This window comes from uncultured Microbacterium sp. (assembly GCF_963521645.1).
Classification (GTDB): Bacteria; Actinomycetota; Actinomycetes; order Actinomycetales; family Microbacteriaceae; genus Microbacterium.
In genome coordinates this window covers 1-7,182 of record NZ_CAUQVQ010000108.1, presented here as the reverse complement: position 1 = coordinate 7,182, position 7,182 = coordinate 1, and the positions used below count along the sequence as shown (strand labels likewise).

Annotated in this window: 6 protein-coding genes and 1 pseudogene; 3 read left to right on the top strand and 4 right to left on the bottom strand. The window is 68.2% G+C overall.

The window, feature by feature from the left end; genetic code table 11:
* The coding region (gene glnA, locus RWO82_RS14540; RefSeq protein ID WP_314428243.1) for a type I glutamate--ammonia ligase at nt 1-1,418 on the bottom strand (1,418 nt) is incomplete at its 3' end.
* Between the two features lie 160 nt (nt 1,419-1,578).
* Between glnA and RWO82_RS14535 the strand changes: the two genes are divergently transcribed.
* Entirely contained in the window at nt 1,579-1,965 is a 387-nt protein-coding gene (locus tag RWO82_RS14535) for an RDD family protein (protein ID WP_314428244.1), read from the top strand.
* 6 nt (nt 1,966-1,971) lie between these two features.
* Here the strand turns inward: RWO82_RS14535 and RWO82_RS14530 are convergent, their stop codons facing one another.
* A complete protein-coding gene (locus RWO82_RS14530) occupies nt 1,972-2,451 on the bottom strand; it encodes an ATP-dependent zinc protease (protein WP_314428242.1) in 480 nt (159 codons plus the stop codon).
* 26 nt (nt 2,452-2,477) lie between these two features.
* Between RWO82_RS14530 and RWO82_RS14525 the strand changes: the two genes are divergently transcribed.
* Nucleotides 2,478-3,665 carry a RimK family alpha-L-glutamate ligase gene (locus RWO82_RS14525; RefSeq protein WP_314428241.1) on the top strand — a complete coding sequence of 396 codons (1,188 nt, stop codon included), beginning with the start codon at nt 2,478-2,480 and terminating at the stop codon, nt 3,663-3,665.
* A gap of 82 nt (nt 3,666-3,747) precedes the next feature.
* Here RWO82_RS14525 and RWO82_RS14520 read toward each other — a convergent pair.
* A pseudogene (locus RWO82_RS14520) lies at nt 3,748-4,437 on the bottom strand (DUF4191 family protein); the annotation flags it as partial.
* Between the two features lie 160 nt (nt 4,438-4,597).
* Between RWO82_RS14520 and RWO82_RS14515 the strand changes: the two are divergent.
* Complete coding sequence (locus RWO82_RS14515) at nt 4,598-6,133, top strand: hypothetical protein (protein WP_314428240.1); 1,536 nt, start codon at nt 4,598-4,600, stop codon at nt 6,131-6,133.
* Nucleotides 6,134-6,144: 11 nt separating this feature from the next.
* On the opposite strand, the gene sucB is transcribed toward RWO82_RS14515, so the two are convergent.
* The coding region (gene sucB / locus RWO82_RS14510; protein WP_314428239.1) for a 2-oxoglutarate dehydrogenase, E2 component, dihydrolipoamide succinyltransferase at nt 6,145-7,182 on the bottom strand (1,038 nt) is incomplete at its 5' end.

The following is a 7,182-nucleotide window of genomic DNA, read 5'->3' as shown; positions in this document are numbered from 1 at the left end:
CCGTAGTACAGCTCGAACTCGAACGGGTGCGGGCGCTGGGCCATCGGCAGGATCTCGTTCTCGTACTTGTAGGAGATCCAGGTCTCGATGAGCTCTTCGGTGAAGACGCCGCCCTCGAGGAGGAACTGGTGGTCTGCCTTGAGGGCGTCGAGCGAGTCCAGCAGCGAGTTGGGCACCTGCGGGATGTTCTTGGCCTCCTCGGGCGGAAGCTCGTAGAGGTCCTTGTCGACCGGCTCGTGCGGCTCGATGCGGTTCTTGATGCCGTCGAGACCGGCCATGAGCTGCGCGGCGAACGCGAGGTACGGGTTGCCCGAGGCGTCGGGGGCGCGGAACTCGATGCGCTTGGCCTTGGGGTTGGAGCCCGTGATCGGGATGCGGATCGCAGCGGATCGGTTGCCTGCCGAGTAGACGAGGTTCACCGGGGCCTCGAAGCCCTTGACCAGACGGTGGTAGCTGTTCAGCGTCGGGTTCGTGAAGGCGAGCAGCGCGGGCGCGTGTGCGAGGATTCCGCCGATGTACCAGCGCGCGATGTCGCTGAGCTGTCCGTAGCCGGCCTCGTCGTAGAACAGCGGCTTGCCCTCGCTCCACAGAGACTGGTGCGTGTGCATTCCCGAGCCGTTGTCGCCGTAGAGCGGCTTCGGCATGAAGGTCGCGGTCTTGCCCCACAGATCGGCCGTGTTCTTGACGATGTACTTGAACTTCAGGATGTCGTCTGCCGCGTGCACCATCGTGTCGAAGCGGTAGTTGATCTCCTGCTGGCCCGCCGTGCCGACCTCGTGGTGCGAGCGCTCGAGGATGAATCCGGCATCGATGAGCTTGAGCGTGATGTCGTCGCGGAGGTCCGCCGTCTTGTCGACGGGGGAGACGGGGAAGTAGCCGCCCTTGTAGGGGGTCTTGTTGCCGAGGTTTCCGCCCTCCTCCTCGCGACCCGTGTTCCACGCGGCCTCTTCGGAGTCGACCTTGTAGAAGCTCTCGCCTGCGGTGACCGAGTAGCGCACCTCGTCGAAGATGTAGAACTCGGCTTCGGGTGCGAAGAAGGCGGTGTCGGCGATGCCGGTGGACGCGAGGTACTTCTCGGCGTTCTTGGCGACCTGACGCGGGTCCTTCGAGTAGATCTCGCCCGTGCGCGGGTTGTAGATGTCGAAGATCATGACCAGGGTGCTGGCCTCGCGGAACGGGTCGATGTACGCCGTCGTGACATCGGGGATGAGCTGCATGTCGGACTCGTGGATGCTCGCGAAGCCGCGGATCGATGAGCCGTCGAACAGCTGTCCGTCGGTGAAGAAGTCCTCGTCGACGGTGGAGGCGGGGATGTTGAAGTGCTGCTGGACACCAGGAAGATCGGTGAATCGGATGTCAAGGAACTTGACGTCGTTCTCCTTGATGTAGGCGAGCACCTCGGACGAATCTTTGAACATGTACGACTCCTGGATTGCGGATCGATGGCTTCACGGCCATTGTGCACAGTACGTGCAGGGCGTTACTCCACGGTATCGGCTTTGTTTCGGGGATGTTACGCGCCGGTAGGCTGGTGACGTGACGGATGCCGTGAACACGTACCCCGGAGAACGACTCGGAATGCCGGAGACGGGACCCGGGAGCATCGCTCGACCCGGGCGTCGGATCGGCGCACTCGTGATCGACTATGCCGCCGCGACGATCATCGCGACGGGCTTCCTGGGCTTCGACCAGTTCGCCCTGCCCTCCGAGGCCGGGCTGACCCAGTTCGCGCCGCTGGCCGTGTTCGCGTTGCTGCAGATCCTCTTCATCCCCACCGCGGGCGGGAGCCCCGGACACCGCATCCTCGGCATGCGCGTCATCCGCCTCTCGGGCGGGTGGGTGGGCCTCTGGCGCCCGGTCGTCAGAACCCTGCTGATCGTCGTCGTGATCCCCGCCGTCATCTGGGACGCCGATCAGCGAGGGCTGCACGACAAGGCCACGGACCTGGTGCTGATCCGCGCCTGAGCGGGGTCAGTCCTTGCCGCGGTTGCGGCGGCGTGCCTCGCGCGGCGCACGCCCGCCCACGAACGACCGCGCCGGGTCGACGACGTATCCCTGACGCAGGGCCTCGCGCCCGATCAGCATCCGGAATCCCATCTCGTCGCGATTGCTGAGGGTGACTTCCGCCAGCACTTCGCGATCGTAGAGACGGATGAGCAGCTCGACGACGTACCGGCGCTGGGCGTGCCCCGACGAGCTGCGCACATCGCGCCGGTCGTGCACCGGGGACTCGACGATCACCGCATCCTCTTGGCTGTCCTGCCAGGGCTTGACCTGGAACCTCACCCACGACGCGCCGTCGCGCTCGAACTCGTGGATATCGAATGCATGCAGTGAAGAGGTGCGCGCTCCCGTGTCGATCTTGGCTTTGATCCAGTCGACGCCGAGATCGGGGAGGCTCACCCATTCTCGCCACCCGATAAGAGTGTTTGAATGGGATGACTTGCTCACCCGACCATCCTGGCAGGAAATCCCCCGTGAAGATCGCAGTGCTCTCCCGTGCGCCGCAGGCGTACTCCACCCAACGACTGCGTGCGGCCGCGCTGCAGCGCGGGCACACCGTCAAGGTGCTCAATACGCTGCGATTCGCGATCGACCTCACCGCAGACGAACCAGATCTGCACTATCGCGGGCGCCAGCTCAGCGACTACGACGCGATCCTGCCGCGTATCGGCAACTCGATCACGTATTTCGGCACCGCTGTGGTCCGACAGTTCGAGCAGATGGACGTCTACACGCCGAACACGGCGAACGGGATCTCGAGTGCGCGGGACAAGCTCCGCGCGAACCAGATCCTCTCGCGGCACAACATCGCGATGCCGCCGACGGCGTTCGTGCGCAACCGCGCCGATGTGCGACCGGCGATCGAGCGCGTCGGCGGTGCGCCGGTCGTCATCAAACTGCTCGAGGGAACCCAGGGGATCGGCGTGATCCTCGCCCCGCAGGTCAAGGTCGCCGAGGCGATCATCGAGACGCTGCATTCGACGAAGCAGAACGTGCTGATCCAGAAGTTCATCTCCGAGAGCCGCGGGCGCGATATCCGGGCCCTCGTCGTCGGCGACCGGGTGGTCGCCGCGATGCGCCGCTCAGCGGCAGGCGACGAGTTCCGTTCGAACGTGCACCGGGGAGGATCGGTCGAGGCGATCGAGCTCGACCCGATCTACGAGCGCGCCGCGGTGCGATCGGCGCAGATCATGGGTCTTCGCGTCGCCGGTGTCGACATGCTCGAAGGCGAGGACGGACCCCTCGTGATGGAGGTCAACTCCTCGCCCGGCCTCCAGGGCATCGAGACGGCCACGAAGCTCGACGTCGCGGGCGCGATCATCGACTACATCGCGGGTCAGGTCGCCTTCCCCGAGATCGACGTGCGGCAACGCCTGACCGTGTCGACGGGCTACGGCGTCGCCGAGCTGATGGTGCACGGCGCGGTCGATCTCGTGGGCAAGACGCTGGGTGAGGCGGGTCTCTGGGAGCGCGACATCACGGTCCTGACGCTGCACCGTGGTGTCTCCGTGATCCCGAACCCGCGGAAGCACGTCGTGCTCGAAGCAGACGACCGGTTGTTCTGCTTCGGCAAGCTCGATGAGATGCGCTCCATGGTCCCCGAACGCCGACGGCGCCGTGCGAAGGTGCGCAGGCTGCCTCGTCAGCCACTGTCGGAGTGAACGACGAAGCGCGGCCGCCCTCCGAGGAGAGCGGCCGCGCGGCAGGGGGGGGGCCCCCCGCACAACCAGGCCGCGGAGCGCGGGCCATCGTCGGGGCGCAGGCCTTCGGGATCGGCAGCGACGAGATCGACTGCGACACGGATTCGATGCGCCGGATGACGGCCGCCATGGTCGCCTTGTCGATCACCTTGGGAAGCTTCTTGATCGTCTTCGCGAGGTCGGCGATCGCGACCTCGTCCTCACCGTGCCCGACGTAGAGCACGGTCACCGGGACGCCGTGGGCGACGCGTGCGGCCTTGCTGCGCTCGTCGTTGACCAGGCGCGTCAGACGGCCTCGGGCTCCCTCGCCGACCACGACCACTCCACCGCGTCCGACCGTGCGGTAGACGGCGTCCTGCGTCTTCGGGTTGATCCCCACGGGGGTCTCCGACGCCGACCAGCTGCGACCGAGGCTGGTGCTCAGCACATGTCCCGTCGCGCCGGGCATGCCGTCGATCTTCTGGTACATGGCCGACGTGGACATGCGCGTCATGAGGAACATCGCGCCGAGCACACCGAGCATGAGTCCGGAGATGGCCCAGAGGATGAGCGTCCACACCTGGAACGGCGGGATGAGGTATCCGACGATGAGGCCGAGGAGCACTCCCAGCACCAGCAGGGCGATCTGGGCCCAGGGAAGCCACGGGTACACCTCGCGGGTGAACCTGAAGAGGGACTTGATCTGGGAGAAGAACCCAGGACGCTTCTCGGGTGCGGACGTGCGGTTTGCCATGCTTCTAAGACTACCGATTGCCCGACGGCTTCATGACGCCGTTCGCGTGAGGCGGATTCGACGATCGACTGCTCCTGCACGGGGCGCAAGGCACCGGCGATCGGTGCACATCGCGCGACTCTGCGGACTCGGCACACACCGGGTGCGCTGAGATGGGCGGATGAACAGCGCGGATGCTCATCGTGATTCGGCCGCACTCGTGCCGGGGGCCCATCGGGTGATCCGGGTTCTCGACGCACACGAGGGGCCGTTCGCCGGCGCGCTCGTCGGCGACCGCGAGTCCGTCTGCGTCATGACCGACGCCGACTCGCTGAGCGGGTGGGCAGGGTGGGCGCACGCGGGCGACGAGCATATCGCGGGTCCTGTCGACGTGGTCAGACGGCGAGACGGCCATGACGTGCTCCTCCCGTGGTGCACCGAGCGGGTGTCGGTCTTCCTCGGTCGTCGCGAGGCGGTCGCCGAGGCGCTTTCGGCGGGTGAGGTGAGCACGCTCGTGGGGAGTCTTCTTCGGGGTCTCGACGAGCTTGCGAGTGCGCCCGGGGGGACCGAGGCGGGTGAATGGTGGCTCTCCGACCAGGGGCGCCCACTGTTCGTGATCGGTGCGGGCGATGACGCGCGCGCGAGTGCCGCCAGGCTCGTGGATTCGCTGCATCGGACGTCCGTGGACCGCACGATGTTGCGCCTGCTCGCGGGGATTCGCGACGGGCTGCGGAAGGACGCGGAGCGTCCGGGTGTGCCCCCGCGACAGCTGCACCTGTGGGAGGCGGAGCTGCTCGCGGTCGCGTCCCCGAAACCGTTGCGCCGGAACTCCCACGCACCTGAGCGAGCGCGAGACATCGAGATGGTGCGGAGCCTCCGCGCGGAGCCCCTCGGATCCCGACGCAGCGCGCGCGCCGCCGCACGAGGCGGTGAGGAGAACGGCCCATGGTCGACGATGCGCCACATCATCGCCGGCGCGGGCTCGTCGCTCCGCGAGACGGGGCAGAGCGCGGTGCGCCGGATACGCAGCGCGATCCCGGGGGCCGATCGCGCGCGCGACGCCCGCACCGGCGGAGCAGCCGGCGGCGGGACACGGTCGAACCCCGGGCGTGAGGGTGAGGTGGGGGGATCCGCACGCCCGGGGCGTCGGCTGGTCGTGGCGGGGGCAGTCGCCGCCCTCATACTCGTGGGCGGGCTGCTCTGGCCCGGCGGAGCCACGGGGGAGGCGCCTGCGTCAGGCGGCGCCGGCGCGGAACCCGACGTGACGATCGCGACGAAGGCGGACGCCGCCGAGAGCGACGAGGCGGTCACCGCGAGTCCGACCACACCGAGCAGAACGCCGCACGCCCCCGCTCAGGATGCGCCGGACGCGCCGTCTCACGGGGCTGCCGCGGAAGACCCTGTCCAGGCCGCGTCGCGCCTCTCGGCCTCGATGCGTGAGTGCGCGCAGTCCGGCGACGAGGAGTGCCCGACGGCGCTGGCCCCGGGATCGACCGCACTGCGCGACATCCTGTCGTCGGAGTCGGTCGATGCGATCGGCGCCGAGGCGGAGTTCTCGCTCGTGGACGAGTACGGCGACGTCGCGGTGATCAGGGCCGCCGCCGCGACGGAAGCGCATGACGACGAGCCGCTGCTGAGCGAGCGGCTGCTCGTTCTCGTCCGGGGGGAAGACCGATGGCTGGTCCGCGACGCCTACGACGTCGCGGACCAGCCATGAAGGTGCGGTGCTCAGGCTCCGAGCTGAGCGGCGAACTGCGCCGACTCGAGGCGTGCCTTGACGGCACCGAGGAAGCGCGCCGCGTCTGCACCGTCGATGATGCGGTGGTCGTACGACAGCGCGAGGTAGACGTACGAGCGCACGGCGATCGCGTCGGCGCCGCCGACCTTCACCAGACCGGGGCGCTTGACGACCGTGCCGGTGCCGAGGATCGCCGACTGCGGGAGGAACACGACAGGCGTGTCGAACAGGGCACCACGCGAACCGGTGTTGGTCAGCGTGAACGTGCCGCCGGCGAGCTCATCCGGCTTCAGCTTGTTGTCACGCGTGCGAGCCGCGAGATCTGCGATCTCGTGCGCGATCTCGGCGATGTTCTTCGATGCGGCGTCGCGCAGCACCGGCGTGAGCAGGCCGCGCTCGGTGTCGACGGCGATCGAGACGTTCTCCGTCTCCGGGTAGACGATGTTCTCTCCGTCGACCGTGGCGTTCACGATCGGGAAGGCGCGCAGCGCCTCCGCGGCGGCGAGGGCGAAGAACGGCAGGAAGGACAGCTTGTCTCCCGTCTTCTCGAGGAACGAGCCCTTGACGCTGTCGCGGTACTCCGCGAGAGCGGTGACATCGACCTCGACGACGGTCGTCAGCTGAGCCGTCTGCTGCATCGACTCGACGGCACGCTTGGCGAGCACCTTGCGCAGACGGGACATCGGCTGGGTCGTGCCGCGCAGCGGCGAGGTCTCGAGCGGGGCCGGAGCTGCGGGGGCGGCAGCGGCGGCGGGTGCCGACGACGCGCTCTCCGCGGCCTTGAGGACGTCTTCCTTGCGGATGCGTCCGCCGACGCCGGTTCCGGTGACGGTGGCGAGGTCGACGCCCTGCTGCGAGGCGAGGCGCCGCACGAGCGGCGTCACGTACAGGTTGTCGCTCTCGGTCGGCAGGTTGAGCTTCCCGGCCGGGGCGGACGCCTCGGACGCGGTGGTCGATGCTGCGGCGGGCGCGGGCTCCGACGGCGCGGCCGCAGGAGCGGGAGCGACGGGCGCCGGAGCGGCCTCGGC

Coding starts and splice junctions, on each gene's coding strand:
- RWO82_RS14515 (WP_314428240.1), top strand. CDS start 4,598: ATGAACAGCGCGGATGCTCATCGTGATTCGGCCGCACTCGTGCCGGGG.
- RWO82_RS14535 (WP_314428244.1), top strand. CDS start 1,579: ATGCCGGAGACGGGACCCGGGAGCATCGCTCGACCCGGGCGTCGGATC.